A 20010-nucleotide genomic window follows, 5' to 3' on the forward strand; every position below is an offset into this window, starting at 1 on the left:
AGGCTGGCGGGGTGAGTGAGAATTTCCTGCTCGACCAGCGTTCGGTTGCCTTTGCCGAAGACTACGTGCCCGCGCCCGAAGATGTCACCACTGCGCGGCGCAACGCCATCGCCAGCGACGCCCCGGCCCCCTCCAACGGGGTGACGACTGCCCTGACCTTCCTGGCTCGGGTGCTGGATGCGACGGCCGTGGTCGAGATCGGCACCGGCACTGGGACAACAGGGTTGGCGCTGTTCGAGGGCATGAACCCCAAGGGCGTGCTCACCAGCATTGATTCGGAGGTCGACTGGCAGCTGGAGGCCAAGCAGGCCTTCCGCGACCGGAAGATCCCCACGCAGCGTTTCCGGCTGATCTCCGGGCATCCGCTGGACGTGCTGAACAACCTGCGGGACGCCGCCTACGACCTGGTGCTGATCAACGCCGACAAGCTCGAATACGTCGAGTACGTGGCACAGGCGGAGCGGCTGCTGCGTTCCGGCGGCATCGCCGTGATCAATGACGCCCTGTGGCAGGGGCTGGTCGCCGATCCGTCCGACGAGTCCGACGAATCGGTCATCATCCGCGAGGCGCTGACCGCGGTGCAGGAGTCGGAGATGTTCACCTCCGTATTGATCCCGCTGGGCGAAGGCCTGCTCGCCGCCATCAAGAACTGAGCCCCACCGACAGCACAAACCACAGACGGCGCCGTCCCCCACCAACGGGAGCCGGCGCCGTCTGCGCGTCCGAGATCAACAGCCCCTAAACGGGGGTGACTTCGACATTCTTCGGCACCACCGTGATGCCGTTGTCCGAAACGGTGAATCCGCGAGCCTCATCAGCCTCATGATCGACACCGATCTGCACGCCGTCGGGCACCACGACATTCTTGTCGAGGATGACATTGTGCAAGGTACAGTTCTGGCCGACGCGGGAATTGTTCATGACCACGCAACCGTCCACCACGGAGTGATTCTCGATGCGCACGCCCGGGCTGAGCACCGAATGGTCGACGTCGCCGCCGGAGATGATGCAGCCGTTGGTGACGATGGAGCTTTCGGCGGTGCCGTGCAGGGTGAACTTCGCACCGGGCAGTTGGGTCTGCCTGGTCAGGATCGGCCACTGCGTGTTGTAGAGGTTGAACTCCGGCACGACCGAGATCAGATCCATGTGCGCGTCGAAGAAAGCATCGATGGTGCCCACGTCACGCCAGTAGTTGCGGTCGAGTTCGGTCGATCCCGGAACGTCGTTGGAGGTGAAGTCGTAGACCGAGCAGTCGTGCGAGTCCACGAACGACGGGATGATGTCGCCGCCCATGTCGTGCTTGGAATCCTTGGCCTGGCCGTCGGCATTGAGCCGCTCGACGAATTCCTTGCGGCTGAAGATGTAGTTGCCCATGGAGGCGAACGACATATCGGGGGCGTCGGGCAGCCCTGGCGGATCCTTCGGCTTTTCGAGGAAGCGATCGATGACCCGGTCTTTGCCCGCGTCGATGATGCCGAATGCGGACGCTTCGGATCGCGGCACCCGGATGGCCGCGACAGAAGCCGGCAGGCCGGAGTCGATATGGGCGTCCAGCATCTGGGCCACATCCATCCGGTAGATGTTGTCGGCGCCGAAGACGATGACGTAGTCGGGATCCTCGTCGTTGATGAGGTTCATGGATTGGTAGATGGCGTCGGCGCTGCCCTGGTACCAGTGCGGGCCGCGGCGTTGCTGGGCGGGGACGGGAGTGATGTGGTCGTTGAGCATGCTCGACAACCGCCACGCCAACGTGATGTGGCGGTCAAGGGAGTGGGACTTGTACTGGGTCAGCACAGCGACCTTCGTGAAGCCTGAGTTCACCATGTTCGACAGCGCGAAATCGATGAGACGGTAAGTGCCACCGAACGGAACCGCAGGCTTTGCCCGGTCGGCTGTGAGGGGCATGAGCCGTTTGCCCTCGCCTCCGGCGAGGACAATGGAGAGGACTTTGGGTTGTGCCATGGTACGAACTTAAGGTCTTCACGAAGGGTTGGCAACCGATTTAGCGAATTCCGTGTGGCTTCGAATGTCCGGACGCATCTACCGCGGAGCATTCCTTTTGGCGCCAAGTTTTTTCCGGTTCGGCAGCACCCCGGCACGGTCGATGTGACACCATCAGGGCATGCGCGTTTCGATACTCACCCGAGAATACCCCCCTTACATCTACGGCGGCGCTGGCGTACATGTGGGTCAGCTGGTTCCGCAGCTGCGCAAATTCTGTGACAGCGTCGATGTCCAGTGCATGGGCGAGCCCCGTGAAGGTGCCACCGCCCACGCCGAGGACTACCCCGCCGGCGCCAACGGCGCCATCCGGACGCTGGGTGCCGATGTGGCGATGGCCGCGGCCGTACCCCCAGTCGACGTCATCCACTCGCACACCTGGTATGCGCAGTTCGCGGGCATCATCGCCGGGCTGTTCCAAGACGTCGCGACTGTGGTCACGGCGCACTCCCTGGAACCGGATCGTCCGTGGAAGGTCGAACAGCTGGGTGGCGGCTACCGTGTCTCGAGCTGGATCGAGAAGACAGCCTACCAGAATGCGGATGCCGTGATCGCGGTCTCGGCTGCCATGATCGAGAACATCCAGAATGCCTACCCGTTCGTCGAACGCGAGCGTATCCATGTGGTGAAGAACGGCATCGATCCCGACGAGTTCAAACCCGATCCCAATACCGACGTGATCGAAGGCCTGGGCGTCGATCTGACCAAGCCAATCGTGACCTTCGTCGGACGAATCACCCGCCAGAAGGGCCTGGTCCACCTGGTGCGGGCGGCGAGGCTGCTGGATCCGGACACCCAAGTGCTACTGCTGGCCGGCGCCCCCGACACCCCGGAGATCGCTGCGGAGTTCGACAAGGCGTTCGCCGACCTCAACGCCTCGCGCAGCGGCGTGAAATGGGTCCAGGAGATGCTGCCACGCGCCTCGGTGCGCCAGGTGCTCACCCACTCAACGGTGTTCGCCTGCCCGTCGATCTACGAGCCGCTGGGCATCGTGAATCTGGAGGCGATGGCTTGCGAAATCCCGGTGGTCGCTTCGGCGGTGGGCGGCATTCCCGAGGTTGTCGTGGACGGCGAGACCGGGCTGCTGGTGCCCTACGATCCTGGCAAGGCAGGCCACGCGTCCTACATCAAGGCGTTCGAGTCCGACTTCGCCGACAAGCTGAATCAGATCACTCGCGATCCCGCACGCGCTCGCGAAATGGGACTGGCCGGACGCCAGCGCTGCATTGACGAATTCAGCTGGGAGAAGATCGCTCAGGAGACCGTCGAGGTGTACAAGGCTGCGATCGCCCACCATCAGGCCAAGAAGGGCTGATCGTCCAGATCGATTCCAACAAACGAAAAGTCGGCTGGGTACGAACTGTCATCGTCGTACCCAGCCGACTCGAAACTGACGGGAGTTGCGGATCCGGGATCACCCAACAACTGTTTTCAGGCACTCCAGCAGCGAGGACGCCTCTTCAGCGTTCAACTCGACCACCAAGCGACCACCGCCGTCAACCGGAACTCGCATCACGATGCCACGGCCCTCTTTGGCGACCTCCATCGGACCGTCACCCGTACGCGGTTTCATCGCTGCCATTAGACCCTCATTTCTGTTCGTCCGCTGAGCTACCGCTTTCTATTATTCCGCATTGATCATTGCGGCGGGCCGGTTGGGAGCGGCTCACAGAATGGCGGGCCATCCGATCGGCACCTGGCCGATGCGTTCGGGATCGACCGGGGAGGCTTTCGCGGGATGCCCGGATACCGAGTTCGTGCCATCCAATTGGGCCGATATCCGATCCAGAACAGCATCGACCTGTTCCATCGAATAGCCACGCGTCACCACGGCGAACGACAGCGCGTCGAGATCGGCCGCCGACAGCGGTTGCCCGGGGTCCGGCAGCTGAGGCACGGGCCGGTCGTCGATCTGCGGGGCCATCTCGCCGCCGCGCCCTACCGCGACGAAGAAGACGAACCCGACGATGACCACCATCAGTGCGGCGAAGAACCAACCCATGATTGACATGCTGTCACATCAAGAAGACAACCAGCGCTCCAGCGCGTCCACGCAGGCGTCCAGGTCGGCCAGCGGGCACTGCTCGTCGATTGCATGGGCCTTGCCGGCATCGCCGGGCCCGTAGTTGACTGCAGGCATGCCCAGCGAGGCGAATCGGGCGACATCGGTCCAGCCGTATTTCGGTCGCGGCTCACCGCCGACCGCCGCCACGAATGCTGCGGCAGCAGGCTGATCCAGGCCCGGACGCGCGCCCGGCGACAGGTCGCGCAACTGCAGCGTCCATTCTTCGAACAGTTCGGTCATCAAGGCCAGGGCCTGCTCACCGGACTTGTCCGGCGCGAAGCGGTAGTTGATCTGCACGGTGCAACTGGGCGGCACCACATTGGACGCCAGTCCCCCGCTGATCAGGGTGGCATTCAGTCCCTCGCGGTAGACCAGTCCGTCGACCTCGATCTGCCGCGCGTCGAAGCCGCGAGCCCGCTCCAGGACGTCGGCGATGTCGTGAATCGCGTTGTGGCCCAGCCAACTGCGGGCGCTGTGCGCCGCGACGCCGGTGGTGGTGATGTCGAAACGCGTGGTGCCCTGGCAGCCGCCCTCGATGCGCGCGCTGGTGGGCTCCATTAACACTGCCAGATCGGCTTCCAGCCAGTCGGGGTGGTCGGCCGCCAGCCGCCGCAGCCCGTTGGCGGTGTCCTCGATCTCTTCGCAGTCGTAGAAGACCCAGGTGATGTCGCGGTTCGGTGCAGCCAACCGCTGGGCCAGCCACACCATGACCGCGATGCCGCCCTTCATGTCGCAGGTGCCACGGCCGTGGACGATGATCTGGTCGCCGGTCCCTGTGGTGGTGGATGGCAGATTGCCGTCCACCGGAACCGTGTCGAGATGACCGGCGATGATGACCCGCTCGCCGCGTCCGAGATCGGTGCGGGCCATCACGGCGTCGCCGTCTCGGATGAGTTCCAGATGCGCGCATCCGCGAAGCGTGGTCTCGATGGCGTCGGCCAGCTCTCGTTCGTGGTGGCTGACCGATTCGATGTCGACGATGGACCGGAACAGCGCGAGCAGATTGTCGGTGGGCAAGGCCATGAACGCCAGCCTATGCATTCTCGGCCGCATTGGGGGCAGCTGGCATTGTCGGCGTCCTACTAGAGTTGCCTGCATGACCGCGCATGACGACTCCCGCGACTTCGACCCGACGACCGCCCCCGGCCTGACGGCATGGGGATGGGGTCTACGAACCGTCCATTCCTCGGGCCAGGTACTCGACACCTGGTATCCCGAACCGAAGATCGGCGAGCCGGAGCCGGGCGTCCAACCCCCGGTAGCGCTGCGGGCGCACCGGGTGCACAGCGAAGCTCGTCAGACCACCACCGAAATCGTCCGCACCGTCATCGAAGTGGATGCGCCCCCGGTGACCACCGAGGACGCCTACCTGCGGCTGCATCTGCTGAGCCACCGGCTGCGCAAGCCGCGCACGGTCAACGTCGACGGCATCTTCTCCGTCTTGCCCAATGTCGTGTGGACGACATCCGGGCCTTGTCATGTCGAGACCTTCGATCAGATCCGGGCCGACCTGCGGGGCCACCGCGGCGGCCTGTCCGTGCTCTCGCTGGACAAGTTCCCGCGGATGCTCGACTATGTCGTCCCCACCGGAGTGCGGGTTGCCGATGCCGCCCGGGTGCGGCTGGGCGCGCACCTGGCCGAAGGCACCACGGTCATGCATGAGGGCTTCGTCAACTTCAACGCAGGCACCCTCGGCACGTCGATGGTCGAAGGGCGTATCAGCCAGGGTGTCGTCGTGGAGGACGGATCCGACATCGGCGGCGGCGCGTCCATCATGGGCACCCTGTCCGGTGGCGGGCAGGAGATGATCAGCATCGGGAAGGGCTGCCTGCTGGGAGCCGAGTCCGGGCTGGGCATCTCGCTGGGTGACAATTGCGTGATCGAGGCGGGCCTCTACGTGACCGCCGGCACCAAGGTGCTGCTGCCGTCCGGCGAGGTCGCCAAGGCGCGCGAATTGAGCGGCGCCAGCGACCTGCTGTTCCTGCGCAATTCCCAGACCGGAGCCGTGATCGTGAAGCCCAGGGCCGGGCAGCGCATCGAGCTGAACGCGGCCCTGCACGCCAACTGACGATGGCGTACGGTCCCCGGTCAGCCCCTCCCGATCCGCAGCGCCGCACCGGTGCGCTGATCGGAGTGGCGATCATCGCGGCGCTGGCGATCGCGATCGCCTCGATCGTGACCTTCATCGCCACCCACTCCGAGAGACTGGAGGTGCCGGTAGGGCCTGCTCAGGGCTGCCTGGTCACGATGGACGACTACACCACCACACTGACCTGGGAGCAGTCGATCAACGCGTCGATCATCGTCGGCGAATCAATCAGGCGCGGGCTGCCGGCACGCGCCGCAACGATCGCGCTGGTCACGGCCTATCAGGAGTCCGACCTGCGCAACCTCGACTACGGCGACGCCGACTCGGTCGGGCTCTTTCAGCAGCGCCCCTCCCAGGGTTGGGGAACCGTCGAGCAGATCATGGACCCCTGGTATTCGGCCGGCAAGTTCTATGAGGCGCTGGCCAAGGTCGACGGCTGGGAGACCGGCGTGATCAACGATGTCGCGCAGGCGGTGCAGCGCTCGGCGCATCCCGAGAAGTACGCGCAGCATGAGCAGAAGGGACGCGCGTGGGCCAGCGCCCTGACCGGCTACTCCCCCGCGGCCATCAGCTGCATCGACCGCGTGGAGAATCCGGCCAATGCCGCGTTCCTGACCGATTTCGTGGCGACCGTGTGGCCCGACACCGTGTCGGTGACCACATCGGAGACCGGCGGCCTGCTGCTCAGCACCGATTCGGAGACGACCTCCTGGGCCGTCGCCCAGCTGGCCCAGATACGCGGCCAGGAGATGGGGCTGGTGAGTCTGCAGGCCATCGATCAGACCTGGGCCGTGTCCAGTAACGAGTATGCGCACTGGCAGCCCGCAGCCGCAGCCGCAGCTCCGGTCGTCGTGACGCTGCGCTGAGCCCTGCTCACCGGCGCAGCGGCCCGGACGAAGGCGGCCCGCTTCGCACCGGCCGGCGGTTCAGGCCAGCAGTCTCTCCGCCGCAGCCTGGACGCGCTCGTCGAGTGCGGTCAGCGCCACCCGGACGTGCTCGTCATCGCCGTAGAAGTCGCCGGGCGCGGCCAGAATGCCCCGCTGGGCGAGCCAATCGATGGTGGTCCGGCAATTCTCACCACGGGTCGCCCACAGGTAGATCGATCCCTGCGAATGATCGATCCGGAAGCCGGCAGCGAGCAGCGCCTGCTTCAGCAGCCCACGACGACGGCCGTAGCGTTCCCGCTGAACCTCGACGTGATCCTGGTCACCCAGGGCAGCGACCATCGCGGCCTGAATCGGGGTGGGCACCATCATGCCGGAATGCTTGCGCACCTCCAGCAGTTCGGTGATCAGACCGGCATCGCCGGCCAGGTAACCGGCCCGGTAGCCGGCCATGTTCGACCGCTTCGATAACGAGTTGACCAGCAGAATGTTGTCCAGCGAACCCTCGCACAGGTCCGGACGAACCACCGAGGCGGGCTCGGCGTCCCAGCCGAACTCGCCGTAGCATTCGTCGCTGGCCAGCACCGCGCCGTGTTCGCGGGCGGTGGTGATCCAGCGATGCAGTAGATCGTCCGAGGCGACCGCGCCGCTCGGATTCGCCGGGTAGTTGATCCAGATCAGGGACGCACGGCCGTCGATCTCGTCCGGGTCATCGCACAGCTGCAGCCGGCAGCCGGCCAACCGCGCGCCGACATCGTAGGTCGGGTACGCGGTGGCCGGAATCACCACCAGATCGTCGGGTCCCAGGCCCATCTGGGTGGGCAGCCAGGCGACGATCTCCTTGGTGCCGATGACCGGCAGCACGTTGGGGTCGTCGAGCCCCTCCGCCTGCCAGCGCACCGTCAGGTAGTCGATGATCGCCGCGCGCAGGGCGGCGGTCCCCCAGGTCGTGGGATAGCCATGGGCGTCACTGGCACCGGCCAGCGCCTCGCGCACGATCTCGGGCGTCGGGTCGACGGGCGTGCCGACCGACAGATCGACCAGGCCACCAGGATGAGCGGCAGCGGTAGCCTTGGCTTCGGCCAAGGTGTCCCACGGAAAAACCGGCAGCTTCGCGGAGACCCGCGTCCAACGGCTGACCACCGTCGGCGATCTCAGGCCTGCGGCGGCAGCGCGGCCACCCGCGGCTCGTCCTTGTCGTAGACGCCCACCCGGGCGGCGCCACCGGGCGAACCGATGTCGTCGAAGAAGCGGGTATTGATGTCCAGCCATTCCTGCTGGTCATCGGGCAGGTCGTCTTCGTAGTAGATGGCCTCGGTCGGGCAGACCGGCTCACAGGCACCGCAGTCGACGCATTCGTCCGGGTGGATGTACAGGGAACGGGGACCCTCGTAGATGCATTGAACAGGACATTCGTCAACGCAGGCGCGGTCTTTGACATCAACGCACGGCAGAGCAATGACGTATGTCATTCATGATCTCCTGTCAGGTGTGCCCGGTGACGGGCCGAGTCCGTTACCTCGCAGATTCTATACCCCCGGAATTAACAACCCCCAGGGTCGCGCGGTGAGCATGGCCTTAGGACATCGCCGCTCAGGGCTCGGCGGGCTCCTCCGTCGCCGGCTCACTCGTGGTGGGTTCCGGAGCCGGCGCAGGGGTGGGAGCCGGCTCCGGCTGCTTGCACTGGATGCGATCCACCGGCGAATACCGCCAGAAGTAGTCCTGAGTGGTCGACTGCCCATTCAGAACCAGAATCCGTTGATAGCTGACATCGAACCCCTGGGCGGGACTCTGGGCGACGCAACTGGGGCTGGTGGAGACCCGGTCGCGCCCGTAGGTGTAGTTGGACAAGACCGGCTCAGTCGCGGTGACCGAGTCGAAGTACTGCGTCGACCAAACCCGCACGGTGAGCGAGCCTCTGCCTGCCGGTGACGAGGGGACGATATAGGCCTCCATCAGCACGCCATAAGGGGTGTCGTTGCGGAACTGCAGGTCGAGCACCCCCTCGTAGACGGTAGCTTCGCGTCCGGGCGGGTACTGGCTGAAGTACTGGGTATGGGGATGATGCTCGATGTCGGTCATGCCCGCGAAGAAGGCCGCGTTGTAGGTGGTGGTCGCCGATTGCGAGACTCCCCCGCCCACGATGTACTCGATGTGATCGCCGACCAGCACGCCCCCTGCGACATACCCGGTGGACGCATTCCTCGGGCCGGTGGCCTTGGCCAGGCTGAACGTTTCGCCGGGTTTGACCAGTTCGTTGTTGATGCCGGCAGCGGCCAATCCGAGGTTGGTGTTGTGGTAGCCGGTGTTCGGGAAATAGGTGGTGAACTCGCCGACGACCTGTGTGATGCCGAGCGCCTCGGCGTCGGCGGTGGTGAACGTGGCCGGCACGTCGACGATGTCCAGGTCGATGCCGCGTGGGGCGGGTTGGTCGATCACCGTTGCGAGCGCGGTGGCGAACTCGTCCTTGCCGATGCCCCGGCCGTCGACCGAGGGGACGACCACGGGCCGGCCGTCCTGCATCTCGACAGTGGCGTCTCTGCCCGCGACGATCGCCAGCGGGTCGCGGACCTCGGTGGCGATGTCATAGAGCTTCGGATAGTCGATCGTCATGGTGATGGTGCTGTCTGCTGCAACAAAGCTGATCGCTTGCGCGATGCGCTCGGCGCCGAGTTCGGCCTGGGCGTCCGGGGTGCGGACGGTGACCGGCTGCAAGACCAGTTCCAGCTGGTCGATGACCGGCTGCACCTCGGCGTCGGTGATTTCGGGCTCGGTGATCGTCAGGTCGGCTGCGACGTCGAAGGGCTGATCGCGTCCATCGATTGGACGCTGCGCCGCCTGGTGGTAGGCGTTCGACACCGCCGAGACGGTCTTGCCGATATTCAGGCTGGTGCCCACCACCATGGGTTCGTGGTGGATCGTGGCTTGGTCCAGGCTCAGCCCGGCGTCCACCGGATCGCGTTCGAAGTCGGTGGCGAGCCCACTAACGACGCTTGTCAACGCGGCTTTGTCGACATCGACGACGGTGCTGGTGCGGCCGCCTCCGGTGATCACCCGGACCAGCACCCGCGGATCCCAGGTGGAGCCGCCACCCGCCTGGTGCACGGTCGCCCGATAGTCGACCTGCAGTCCGGCGTCGGCCGGCAGGATCGCGACCGCCTGCCCGGCCTGTCCGGTGAGCGTGAACTCAGCCCGGTCGGCCGACGACAGCTCAGCGGTCAGCTTCGCGGTAGCCTCATCGACGCTCAGCCCGCCGATGGGCACGCCGTTCACGGTGGCGTTGCGCGGCACCGTGTCGCTGGCCATGAAATGCGCACCCACATAGGCCACGCCGAGAAGAGCGAACAGCCCCGCGACGATCCAGGGCGCAGCGGCAACCAGGGGTCCACGTGGGCGTTCCACTCGGGTGGCGCCTGCGGCGATGTGCGTCAAGCGGGCTCCTCGGGGCAGCGGGAAGGTGCCAGGAATTCATTAGTTGAAACCTCATCCGAGGATATATCAGCAGGTGGCGGCGCACCTGCCGATTGACTTCACCGAGCATCTGCCCCGCTCGCACGAGCCCGGAGACCGATCGTTAGGCTTGAGCCATGTCACGCATCGAATCCGATTCCATGGGCACAATTGAAGTGCCCGCTGACCGGTACTGGGGCGCTCAGACCCAGCGGAGCCTGCAGAACTTCGACATCGGACGCCCGACTTTCGTCTGGGGCCGGCCGATGATCAAGGCTCTCGGCGTACTCAAGAAGGCTGCTGCTCAGGCCAACGCGGATCTGGGCGAGTTGCCTCCGGATATCGCCGACCTGATCGTGCAGGCCGCCGACGAGGTCATCGAGGGCAAGCTCGACGAGGACTTCCCGCTGGTGGTCTTCCAGACCGGCTCGGGCACCCAGTCGAACATGAACTCCAACGAGGTCATCAGCAACCGCGCGATCGAGATCGCCGGCGGCGAGATGGGCACCAAGAAGCCGGTTCACCCCAACGACCATGTGAACCGCGGCCAGAGCTCGAACGACACCTTCCCGACCGCCATGCACATCGCCGTGGTCACCGAGATCAACGAGAAGCTCTACCCCGATGTCACGAAGTTGCGTGACACCCTGGCCGCCAAGGCTGACGAGTTCGTCGATGTCGTGATGGTCGGCCGCACACACCTGCAGGACGCCACCCCGGTGACCCTCGGCCAGGTGATCAGTGGCTGGGTTGCCCAGATCGACTTCGCGCTCGACGGCATCCGTTACGCCGATTCGCGGGCCCGCGAGCTGGCCATCGGCGGCACCGCGGTCGGCACCGGCCTGAACGCGCATCCCGAGTTCGGCAAGCTGGCCGCCAAGAAGATCAGCGAGCAGACCGGCATCGAGTTCGTCCAGGCCGACAACCTGTTCGCTTCGCTGTCGGCCCACGACGCGCTCGTGCAGGTGTCGGGCGCGCTGCGGGTGCTGGCCGACGCGCTGATGAAGATCGCCAACGACGTGCGCTGGTACGCGTCCGGCCCGCGCAATGGCATCGGCGAGCTGACAATTCCGGAGAACGAGCCCGGCAGCTCGATCATGCCCGGCAAGGTGAACCCGACCCAGTCCGAGGCGATGACCATGGTGGCCACCAAGGTCTTCGGCAACGACGCCACCGTCGGTTTCGCCGGCAGCCAGGGCAACTTCCAGCTCAATGTCTTCAAGCCCGTGATGGCCTGGTGCTGCCTCGAGTCGATCCAGCTCATCGGCGACTCCTGCGTGTCGTTCAACGATCACTGCGCGGTCGGTATCGAGCCGAACCTGGCCCGCATCCAGGCGAACCTCGATTCGAACCTGATGCTGGTGACCGCGCTGAACCGTCACATCGGCTACGACAAGGCTGCCAAGATCGCCAAGAATGCCCACAAGAAGGGCCTCACCCTGCGCGATTCTGCGCTGGAATCGGGCGAGCTGACCGGCGACGAGTTCGATGCCTGGGTCGTTCCGGTTGACATGACCCATCCGAGCGCCGCCGAGTGATCTGCTGATTCGACGTCTACGCCAGGGCCGCCCATCGAATTGATGGGCGGCCCTGGTCATTCCTCAGGATCAACGGCACACCTCCGGTCTGCGTCACCGGTCGACAGCACCACGGCCGACCCAATGAACCGCATGTCTGGCCAGGTCAGGGCAGGGTTCGGCAAGTTTCGTGTAAGTAACAATCGTGTTTCCGCACCAAAGACCCCTGTCCTGGTTCAGACAGATGATGTTGACTGTCCTGAGGCTGTGCTGTTGCATGCCTTCGGACCCCGACGCCAGGCCGGTTGGGAGCCCGATCTGATGGATTCTCCCGCGCCAGGCCGGCGGAGGCGTGCGACGCACGCCGCCCCGAGCGCATCAGGAGACCGTCGTGCTATCAGGTCTGGTCCACATCGCACCCATCGCCACTATGTGGTGCCCGCGCGCCGTGCCGGAACGGAGATAACCCGATGACAATTGATTCGATAAGACACCAAGAAGGTGCGGCGGAGGTGACTGGGAAGGGACTCGCCGCAGGCAAGATCGGGCTACTCGGCGCGATCGTGCTGGGAGTATCCTGCATCGCGCCCGCCTACACATTGTCCGGCGCACTCGGCCCGACCACTGGAGCGGTTGGCTACCAGTTGCCGGCGATCTTCTTGGCCGGTTTCATTCCGATGGTGCTGGTCGCAATCGGGTACCGCGAGCTCAACAAGGCCATGCCCGACTCGGGGACCACATTCACCTGGTGTACGAAAGCCTTCGGCCCGTGGCTGGGTTGGCTTGGCGGCTGGGGTTTGCTGATCTCGACGGTTCTGGTGTTGTCGAATCTGGCCGGTATCGCGGTCGATTTCTTCTACTTGATGCTTTCCCAGCTCACGGGTAATGCTGCGCTGGCAGATCTGACCCGGAATGTGCCGCTGAACATTGTCACCTGCCTGGTCTTCGTCGCGATTGCGTCATATATCGCGTACCGCGGGCTCGATGCCACCCAACGGGTGCAATACATCCTGGTCGGATTCCAGGTGACGGTGCTGGTGCTGTATTCGGTGCTGGCGATTAACCATGTGGTCAACGGCACTGCCTTCGACGCCCAAACCCCGACTCTGGCGTGGTTCAATCCGGCCGAGATTCCTACCTGGTCGGCATTTGCGGCGGGTATTTCGCTGTCCGTGTTCATCTTCTGGGGCTGGGATGTCGTGCTGACCCTCAATGAAGAGACCAAGGGCGCAGCCGTGACCCCGGGACGGGCTGCCACCGGCACGATATTCACGATCCTGGCCCTGTATTTGTTGATTGCTATTTCCACTTTGTCCTTCGCCGGGATCGGCAGCGAAGGGCTCGGCTTGACCAACCCCGACGTCCAGGAGAACATCTTCGCTGCGCTCGCCGGCCCGGTCATGGGTCCGTTCGGAATCCTGATGAGTCTGGCAGTGCTGGCTTCCTCGATCGCGTCACTGCAGTCGACCTTCGCCTCCCCCGCCCGCACGATGCTTGCGATGGGGTACTACAAGGCCTTGCCTGCCCGATTCGCGCGAGTTTCCCCGACCTTCCGGACGCCGTCTTTCGCGACCATCACGGCGGCGGTCGTCTCTGGCGCGTTCTACGCCATGATGCGTTTCCTGTCCGAGAACGTGCTGTGGGACACCATCGCCGCACTCGGCATGATGGTCTGCTTCTACTACGGTTTGACCGCGCTCGCCGCGGTCTTCTACTTCCGCAAGGAAGCCTTCGTCAACGCGAAGAACTTCGTCACGAAATTCTGTGCTCCGCTGCTGGGCGGCTTGATGCTGCTCGGCTTTTTCTTCCAGACCTGGCGTGACTCGATGGATCCCGAGTTCGGCTCCGGATCCTCGATTGGCGGTGTGGGTCTGGTCTTTGTGCTCGGTCTGGTCTTGCTGGGTGTCGGGGTCGTCTTGATGGTGATCTCGGCAATCCGCAACCCAGGCTTTTTCCGCGGCGAGATAATTCACCGGGGAACATCGGTCGATCCCGCAGACGATCTGGTCATGGGTGACCTGATCGATCAAATCGACCCTGAAAACTGATGGACCTGTACAAATCAATCGAAGGAGAATTGTAATGGCGTTCGCAACTATCGATCCCACCAGGATTGCAGAACTCACCCGGCTGGAAGAAGAGCGCCTGGACGCGAACACTCAAGCGTCCAAGCACATGCTGGAGCGCGCAGAGAAGCACCTGGCGGGTGGAGTGGCGTCCAGCTACCAACTGCGTGACCCGTGGCCTATCTACATTGAGCGCGGCGATGGGCAGTACATCTACGACGTGGACGGCAACGAGTATTTCGACTTCCACAACGGTTTCGGCGCGATGGTCCAGGGACACAACAACCCGGCCATCGGTGCGGCTGTCGCCAAGCGATTCCCGCTGGGCACCCATTTCGGAGCGGCTACCGAGGACGGCATCGTCGTAGCGGAGCTGCTCGCGGAGCGCTGGGGGCTACCGAAGTGGCGCTTCACCAACTCCGGATCCGAATCGACCATGGATGCCATCCGTATCGCCCGCGCCTACACCGGTCGCGACACGGTGATGAAGATCTTCGGCTCGTACCACGGCCACCACGACACCGTGATGGTCTCGATCGGAGTTCCCTACGATGAAATCGGCGACCGTGAGCACTACGCATCCCTGCCGTACGGCGGCGGAATCCCGCAGGCGACGGTCGAGATGACTATTCCGGTGCCGTTCAACGATGCGGGCGCCATGGAGCGCCGCATCATCGAACTCGATGCGCAAGGACGAAAGCCTTCCTGCGTGATCCTCGAGCCGGCCATGATGAACCTCGGTGTCGTGCTGCCGGAACCGGGCTATCTGGAGGCCGTCCGTGAGATCACCAACAAGTACGGCATCGTCTTGATCTTCGACGAAGTGAAGACCGGTCTGACCATCGCTGCCGGCGGAGCCACGGAGTACTTCGGAGTGAAGCCCGATCTGGTGACCATGGCGAAGTCTCTTGGCGGCGGACTGCCCACCGGGGCTATCGGCGGCAGCGACGAGGTGATGCGAGTTGTCGAAGACCACACCGTCTACCAGGTGGGTACCTACTCCGGCAATCCACTGTCGATGGCGGCGGCGCGAGCCAACCTCGAGAAGGTGCTCACCCCGCAGGCCTACCAGCATCTCGACTACCTCAACGAGCGGCTGCTGACCGGCTCGGAGGCGATCATCGCCGAGTACAACCTGCCCGGATACGCGGTGGGCATCGGCTCGAAGGGCTGTGTGACCTTCTCACCGTCCAAGATCGTCGACTACGAGTCGTACAAGGCGACTCAGGATGTCGCGCTCACGGAGCTGGCCTGGCTGTTCAACATGAACCGGAAGATCTTCATGACCCCGGGACGCGAGGAGGAGTGGACGCTTTCGGTGGTTCACGACGACAAGGCTGTGGACGCATACCTGGAGTGTTTCACCGAGTTCGCTCACACGATCACCCGCTGACGATGGGATCACGATGACTGTTCTGCAGAACTACATAGCCGGCGAATTCGTTGCCTCCACCGGCACACAACTGGTCGATGTCATGAACCCGGCCACCGAGGAAGTGGTCGCCCAGATGCCGGTCGGGCTCGCTGCCGACGTGGATGCTGCCTATTCGGCGGCAGTGGCCGCGAAAGCGACCTGGGGGCGGATGCTGCCCAAGGACCGCCAGTTGGCGCTGCTCAAGATCGCCGATGCGGTGGAGGCCCACTCGTCCGAACTGGTCGAAGCTCAGGCCCGCAATACCGGCCAGCCCAAAGAGCTGATCGCCTCCGAGGAGGTGACGGTGGGCGCCGATCAGTTGCGTTTCTTTGCCGGCGCCGCCCGAATCATGTCCGGCACCGCGTCCGGGGAGTACGCCGACGGCCTCAACTCCGTGCTGCGTCGCGAGCCGATCGGGGTCGTCGGACAGATCACTCCGTGGAACTACCCCTTGATGATGGCCATCTGGAAGATCGGCCCGGCGCTGGCAGCAGGAAACACCATCGTGCTCAAGCCTGCGTCCACCACTCCGGAGTCGACGCTCGTTCTTGCCGGGATCTGCGGTGAGTTCCTACCGCCCGGCACCTTCAACGTGGTGCTCGGCAACTACACCACCGGCAACCTCATCACCTCCTCACCGGTCCCCGGGCTGGTGTCGATCACAGGATCGGTGAAGGCCGGCATCGAGGTCGCCCAGGCCGGCGCTCCGAATCTCACCCAGCAGCATCTGGAGCTGGGCGGCAAAGCACCCTGCGTGGTCTTCGCCGACGCGAACCTGGAGGCCGCGGCAACTGGCATCGCCACCGCTGGGTACTTCAACGCCGGCCAGGACTGCACCGCCGCCTGTCGGGTGCTGGTCGACGAGCAAGTACACGACGAGTTCGTGGCCAAGCTGAAGGCCGCCGCCGAAGAGGCGAAGTACGGCAATCCGGACGAACCGGACCTGCTGTTCGGCCCGCTCAACTCCGCTCGGCAACTCTCATCGGTGCAGGGCTTCATCGACCGGCTGCCGGCTCATGTCGAGATCGTCACGGGCGGTTCGCGAGTGGACCGGGCGGGCTATTTCTTCGCTCCGACGGTGCTTGACGGGGCGCGGCAGGACGACGAGATTACCCAATCCGAGATCTTCGGTCCGGTGATCACCGTGCAGACCTTCGCCGATGAGAACCAGGCCTACGAATACGCGAACGGGGTCGAGTTCGGCTTGGCTTCCAGCGTGTGGACGACAGACCATGCCCGCGCGCTGCGCGCGTCGGCAGCCCTCGACTACGGATGCGTGTGGATCAACACGCACATCCCACTGGTGGCCGAGTTCCCACACGGTGGCTTCAAGCACTCTGGCTACGGCAAAGACCTGTCCATCTATGCCGTGGAAGAGTACACCCGGATTAAGCACGTCATGAGTTCGATGGAGTGAAGCAGAAAAATGAGTGAGCCTTCTTATCGGCTACCGCAACAACGCAGGATCGTCACCGCATTGCCTGGCCCGGTCTCGCTATCCCTGGCCGGACGCCGCGATGCGGTGGTCAGTGCAGGGGTCGCATCCTCGTCGCCGTGCTATGTGGTGGGCGCGGATGGCGGCATCCTGGTGGATGCTGACGGCAATCAGCTGATCGATCTGGGCGCGGGTATCGCGGTCACGACCGTCGGGGCTTCGGCCCCGGCCGTCGTGGCCGCGGTCGCCCAGGCAGCAGCCAACTTTACCCACACCTGTTTCATGGTCAGCCCGTACGAGTCGTATGTCCGGGTTTGCGAGTTGCTGGCGGCGAAGACCCCCGGCACCTTCGCGAAGAAGTCGGCGTTGTTCAACTCGGGATCGGAGGCCGTGGAGAACGCGGTGAAGATCGCCCGCCGGGCGACTGGTCGTGACGCAGTGGTCTGTTTCGATCACGCCTATCATGGCCGGACGGCGCTGGCGATGGCACTCACGGCGAAGCAGGCACCCTATAAGTCCGGGTTCGGGCCATTCCCTGGCGAGGTCTACCGGATGCCGATGAACTACCCGTTCCGTGAGCCGGCCCCCATCGGTGGCGTGGAAGCTGCGCTGCGTGCGATCAATCAGATCGAGATCCAGATCGGCGCAGACCATCTGTCCAGCATCTTGATCGAGCCGATCCAGGGTGAGGGCGGCTTCATCGTCCCAAGCGAGGGGTTCCTGCCCACGCTGGCAGCGTGGTGTCGTGCCAACGACGTCGTCCTGATCGCCGACGAGGTACAGACCGGATTCTGCCGAACCGGACGCTGGTTCGCCTGCGAGTACGAGGGCGTCGAGCCAGATCTGATCTGCACCGCCAAGGGCATCGCGGGCGGGCTGCCGCTGTCGGCGGTCACCGGACGCGCTGAGCTGATGGATGCGGTGCAACCCGGTGGGCTGGGAGGGACCTACGGCGGCAATCCCATAGCGTGCGCTGCCGCAGTCGCTGCGATCGAGACCATGACCGACTTGAAGCTGGCAGACCGCGCATTGCGCATCGGGGAGATCATCACCGAGGTGCTGGGTCCGCTTCTCGGGTCGGTGGCTACGGTCGGCGAGCTACGTGGCCGTGGCGCCATGCAGGCAATCGAGTTCGTCAAGCCCGGCACCTGGGAACCGAATCCGGCAGTAGCCAAGGCAGTCGCTGCGACCTGCCTGGCTCAAGGGGTGCTGGTGCTCACATGCGGCACCTGGGGCAACATCGTGCGTCTCCTGCCACCGTTGGTGATTGGGGAAGAGTTGCTGCGCGATGGGCTGGAGGTACTCGCCGAGGCAATTCAGCAGCACTCATAGCCTGCTGCGGGTGCCCTCGTCCGAGGGGATTCGCTGAGCAGCTACTGCCGTATCCGGCCCGGTGTTGAAGTGACCGGGCCGGATACGGTCGCACTGCGTCGACCTCCGCGCAACTGCACGATTTCGAAACGAACAATTGGTCCGAGGTGTCGGACGTCGCCAGGCAACGATAGATTCTTCGGTGGCGCCGTTCCGGTAGCCGAGAACAAGGAGACTGCCGTGGACTCTGGCAACATATTCACGCTCGTCGCGATCATGATCTATTTCGCCGCGATGCTCGCCATTGGTTTTTGGGCCAACCGGAGAACCAATGATCTCAGCGACTACATGCTCGGTGGACGCAACCTGTCGCCGACTGTTGCCGCGTTGAGCGCTGGGGCATCGGACATGTCAGGGTGGCTGATGATGGGCCTGCCGGGCGCCTTGTATGTGACAGGGCTCGCCGATGCCTGGATCGCGATCGGCCTGACTGCCGGCGGATGGCTGAACTGGAAATTCGTGGCACCGCGGCTGCGCACCTACACCGAGATCGCCCAGAATTCGATCACCATTCCGTCATTCCTGGAGAATCGTCTCAAGGATCGCTCCCGCATGCTGCGGGTGATTGCGGGTTCGCTGATCCTGGTGTTCTTCACGTTCTATGTTTCGAGCGGCATGGTGGCAGGCGGGGTCTTCTTCGAGAACTCGTTCGGCTCGAGCTATCACCTGGGCATGTTGCTGGTGGCCGGGGTGACGGTCGCCTACACCTTGTTCGGCGGGTTTCTCGGAGCGTCGTATACCGACATGATGCAGGGCCTGCTGATGATGGTGGCGCTGCTGCTGGTGCCGATTCTCGGGCTCATCCATGTGGGCGGTCCTGCGGCCATGGTGGATACGGTCACCCAGGTGAATCCGCACGCGTTCTCACTGTTCGCCGGGACATCGGTTGTCGTCGTGGTGTCCGGCTTGGCGTGGGGGCTGGGCTATTTCGGGCAGCCGCACATCATCGTGCGTTTCATGGCGCTGCGTTCGGCTGCGGACGCGACAGCCGGGCGCCGCATCGGCATCGGCTGGATGATCGTGTCGCTGGTGGGCGCTGTGTTCACCGGGCTGACCGGGCTGGCCTACTTCACTCAGCATCCTGACCTCACCTTGGACAATCCCGAGGCAGTCTTCCTGGCGATGGCGCAGCTCATGTTCCACCCGTTCATCGCCGGGTTCGTGCTCGCGGCGGTGCTGGCCGCGATCATGTCGACGGTGTCGTCGCAGCTGATCGTGTGCTCGTCGGCCCTGGTCGAGGACCTCACCAAGATCGGGCTGAAGCGTGAGCTGAGCCCACGCCTTCAGGTCTGGCTGGGCCGCGGCGGAGTCTTCGTGGTGGCCATCATCGCGATGGCGCTGGCCTGGACGCAGAACAACACCATCCTCAAGCTGGTGGCGTTCGCCTGGGCCGGCTTCGGTGCCAGCTTCGGGCCGATCATTCTGCTGTCGCTGTTCTGGAAGCGGCTGACCACGCCGGGCACGATCGCGGGCATGCTGAGCGCCGCCGTGACCGTGTTCGTGTGGCACTACAGCTCGTGGAGCGCGCTGTATGAGATCGTTCCGGGGTTCATCGTGAACGTCATTGTCGCGGTCGTGGTGTCGCTGCTGACGAAGGCGCCTGATATCGATACCGAGTTCGACGAGGCGGCTGAGTTGGCGGCGGCTCGGGCGTTCTGAGGGGGCTTGGCCCAGCGGCGCTAGACGCCGCCAAGGGCAAGGGGCTCCGTCAAGGCAAA

At 64.4% G+C, this 20010-nt stretch carries 17 protein-coding genes; 10 read left to right on the forward strand and 7 right to left on the reverse strand.

Going from position 1 to position 20010, the window contains the following annotated elements; genetic code table 11:
- Positions 1-11 precede the first annotated feature (11 nt).
- Positions 12-653 (forward strand): O-methyltransferase, encoded by a 642-nt coding sequence (locus QUE25_RS03190; RefSeq protein ID WP_286267504.1) that lies wholly within the window; start codon positions 12-14, stop codon positions 651-653.
- Between the two features lie 85 nt (positions 654-738).
- Here QUE25_RS03190 and glgC read toward each other — a convergent pair whose 3' ends face one another.
- The gene (glgC, locus tag QUE25_RS03195) at positions 739-1962 is read right to left on the reverse strand and encodes a glucose-1-phosphate adenylyltransferase (protein WP_286267507.1); all 1224 of its coding nucleotides are present in this window, start codon (positions 1960-1962) and stop codon (positions 739-741) included.
- A gap of 160 nt (positions 1963-2122) precedes the next feature.
- Here glgC and glgA point away from each other — a divergent pair, with 160 nt between their 5' ends.
- The gene (glgA, locus tag QUE25_RS03200) at positions 2123-3316 is read left to right on the forward strand and encodes a glycogen synthase (RefSeq protein WP_286267509.1); all 1194 of its coding nucleotides are present in this window, start codon (positions 2123-2125) and stop codon (positions 3314-3316) included.
- A 99-nt stretch (positions 3317-3415) separates the two neighbouring features.
- Here glgA and QUE25_RS03205 read toward each other — a convergent pair whose 3' ends face one another.
- From QUE25_RS03205 to dapE, 3 genes are all read right to left on the reverse strand, one after another.
- Positions 3416-3583, reverse strand: a complete 168-nt coding sequence (locus QUE25_RS03205; protein ID WP_286267510.1) for a DUF3117 domain-containing protein — start codon at positions 3581-3583, stop codon at positions 3416-3418.
- A gap of 84 nt (positions 3584-3667) precedes the next feature.
- The gene (locus tag QUE25_RS03210) at positions 3668-4003 is read right to left on the reverse strand and encodes a DivIVA domain-containing protein (protein WP_286267512.1); all 336 of its coding nucleotides are present in this window, start codon (positions 4001-4003) and stop codon (positions 3668-3670) included.
- Positions 4004-4021: 18 nt separating this feature from the next.
- Positions 4022-5089, reverse strand: coding sequence for a succinyl-diaminopimelate desuccinylase (gene dapE / locus QUE25_RS03215; RefSeq protein WP_286267513.1), 1068 nt, complete (start codon positions 5087-5089; stop codon positions 4022-4024).
- A 73-nt stretch (positions 5090-5162) separates the two neighbouring features.
- Here dapE and dapD point away from each other — a divergent pair, with 73 nt between their 5' ends.
- Together dapD and QUE25_RS14740 are read left to right on the forward strand one after the other, a co-directional pair.
- The gene (dapD, locus tag QUE25_RS03220) at positions 5163-6134 is read left to right on the forward strand and encodes a 2,3,4,5-tetrahydropyridine-2,6-dicarboxylate N-succinyltransferase (RefSeq protein WP_286267516.1); all 972 of its coding nucleotides are present in this window, start codon (positions 5163-5165) and stop codon (positions 6132-6134) included.
- Between the two features lie 2 nt (positions 6135-6136).
- On the forward strand, positions 6137-7021 hold the full coding sequence (locus tag QUE25_RS14740) for a hypothetical protein (RefSeq protein WP_340312722.1): 885 nt from the start codon (positions 6137-6139) through the stop codon (positions 7019-7021).
- 60 nt (positions 7022-7081) lie between these two features.
- Here QUE25_RS14740 and dapC read toward each other — a convergent pair whose 3' ends face one another.
- From dapC to QUE25_RS03240, 3 genes are all read right to left on the reverse strand, one after another.
- The gene (gene dapC, locus QUE25_RS03230; protein WP_286267518.1) at positions 7082-8182 is read right to left on the reverse strand and encodes a succinyldiaminopimelate transaminase; all 1101 of its coding nucleotides are present in this window, start codon (positions 8180-8182) and stop codon (positions 7082-7084) included.
- Between the two features lie 11 nt (positions 8183-8193).
- Positions 8194-8511 (reverse strand): ferredoxin, encoded by a 318-nt coding sequence (gene fdxA, locus QUE25_RS03235; protein ID WP_286267520.1) that lies wholly within the window; start codon positions 8509-8511, stop codon positions 8194-8196.
- Between the two features lie 121 nt (positions 8512-8632).
- Positions 8633-10441: a VanW family protein gene (locus QUE25_RS03240; RefSeq protein WP_286267522.1), complete on the reverse strand. Its 1809-nt coding sequence runs from the start codon at positions 10439-10441 to the stop codon at positions 8633-8635.
- Between the two features lie 185 nt (positions 10442-10626).
- Between QUE25_RS03240 and fumC the strand changes: the two genes are divergently transcribed.
- From fumC to putP, 6 genes are all read left to right on the forward strand, one after another.
- Positions 10627-12027, forward strand: a complete 1401-nt coding sequence (gene fumC, locus QUE25_RS03245; RefSeq protein ID WP_286267524.1) for a class II fumarate hydratase — start codon at positions 10627-10629, stop codon at positions 12025-12027.
- Positions 12028-12518: 491 nt separating this feature from the next.
- The gene (locus QUE25_RS03250; protein WP_286267527.1) at positions 12519-14054 is read left to right on the forward strand and encodes an APC family permease; all 1536 of its coding nucleotides are present in this window, start codon (positions 12519-12521) and stop codon (positions 14052-14054) included.
- A 34-nt stretch (positions 14055-14088) separates the two neighbouring features.
- Positions 14089-15465, forward strand: coding sequence for an aspartate aminotransferase family protein (locus QUE25_RS03255; RefSeq protein ID WP_286267529.1), 1377 nt, complete (start codon positions 14089-14091; stop codon positions 15463-15465).
- Positions 15466-15478: 13 nt separating this feature from the next.
- Positions 15479-16903, forward strand: coding sequence for an aminobutyraldehyde dehydrogenase (locus QUE25_RS03260; protein WP_286267531.1), 1425 nt, complete (start codon positions 15479-15481; stop codon positions 16901-16903).
- A 9-nt stretch (positions 16904-16912) separates the two neighbouring features.
- Entirely contained in the window at positions 16913-18253 is a 1341-nt protein-coding gene (gene gabT / locus QUE25_RS03265) for a 4-aminobutyrate--2-oxoglutarate transaminase (RefSeq protein ID WP_286267533.1), read from the forward strand.
- 219 nt (positions 18254-18472) lie between these two features.
- Complete coding sequence (gene putP / locus QUE25_RS03270) at positions 18473-19951, forward strand: sodium/proline symporter PutP (protein ID WP_286267535.1); 1479 nt, start codon at positions 18473-18475, stop codon at positions 19949-19951.
- The last annotated feature ends 59 nt before the right edge of the window (positions 19952-20010 follow it).

Origin of the sequence: Brooklawnia propionicigenes (assembly GCF_030297015.1) — a bacterium.
Lineage (GTDB): Bacteria > Actinomycetota > Actinomycetes > Propionibacteriales > Propionibacteriaceae > Brooklawnia > Brooklawnia propionicigenes.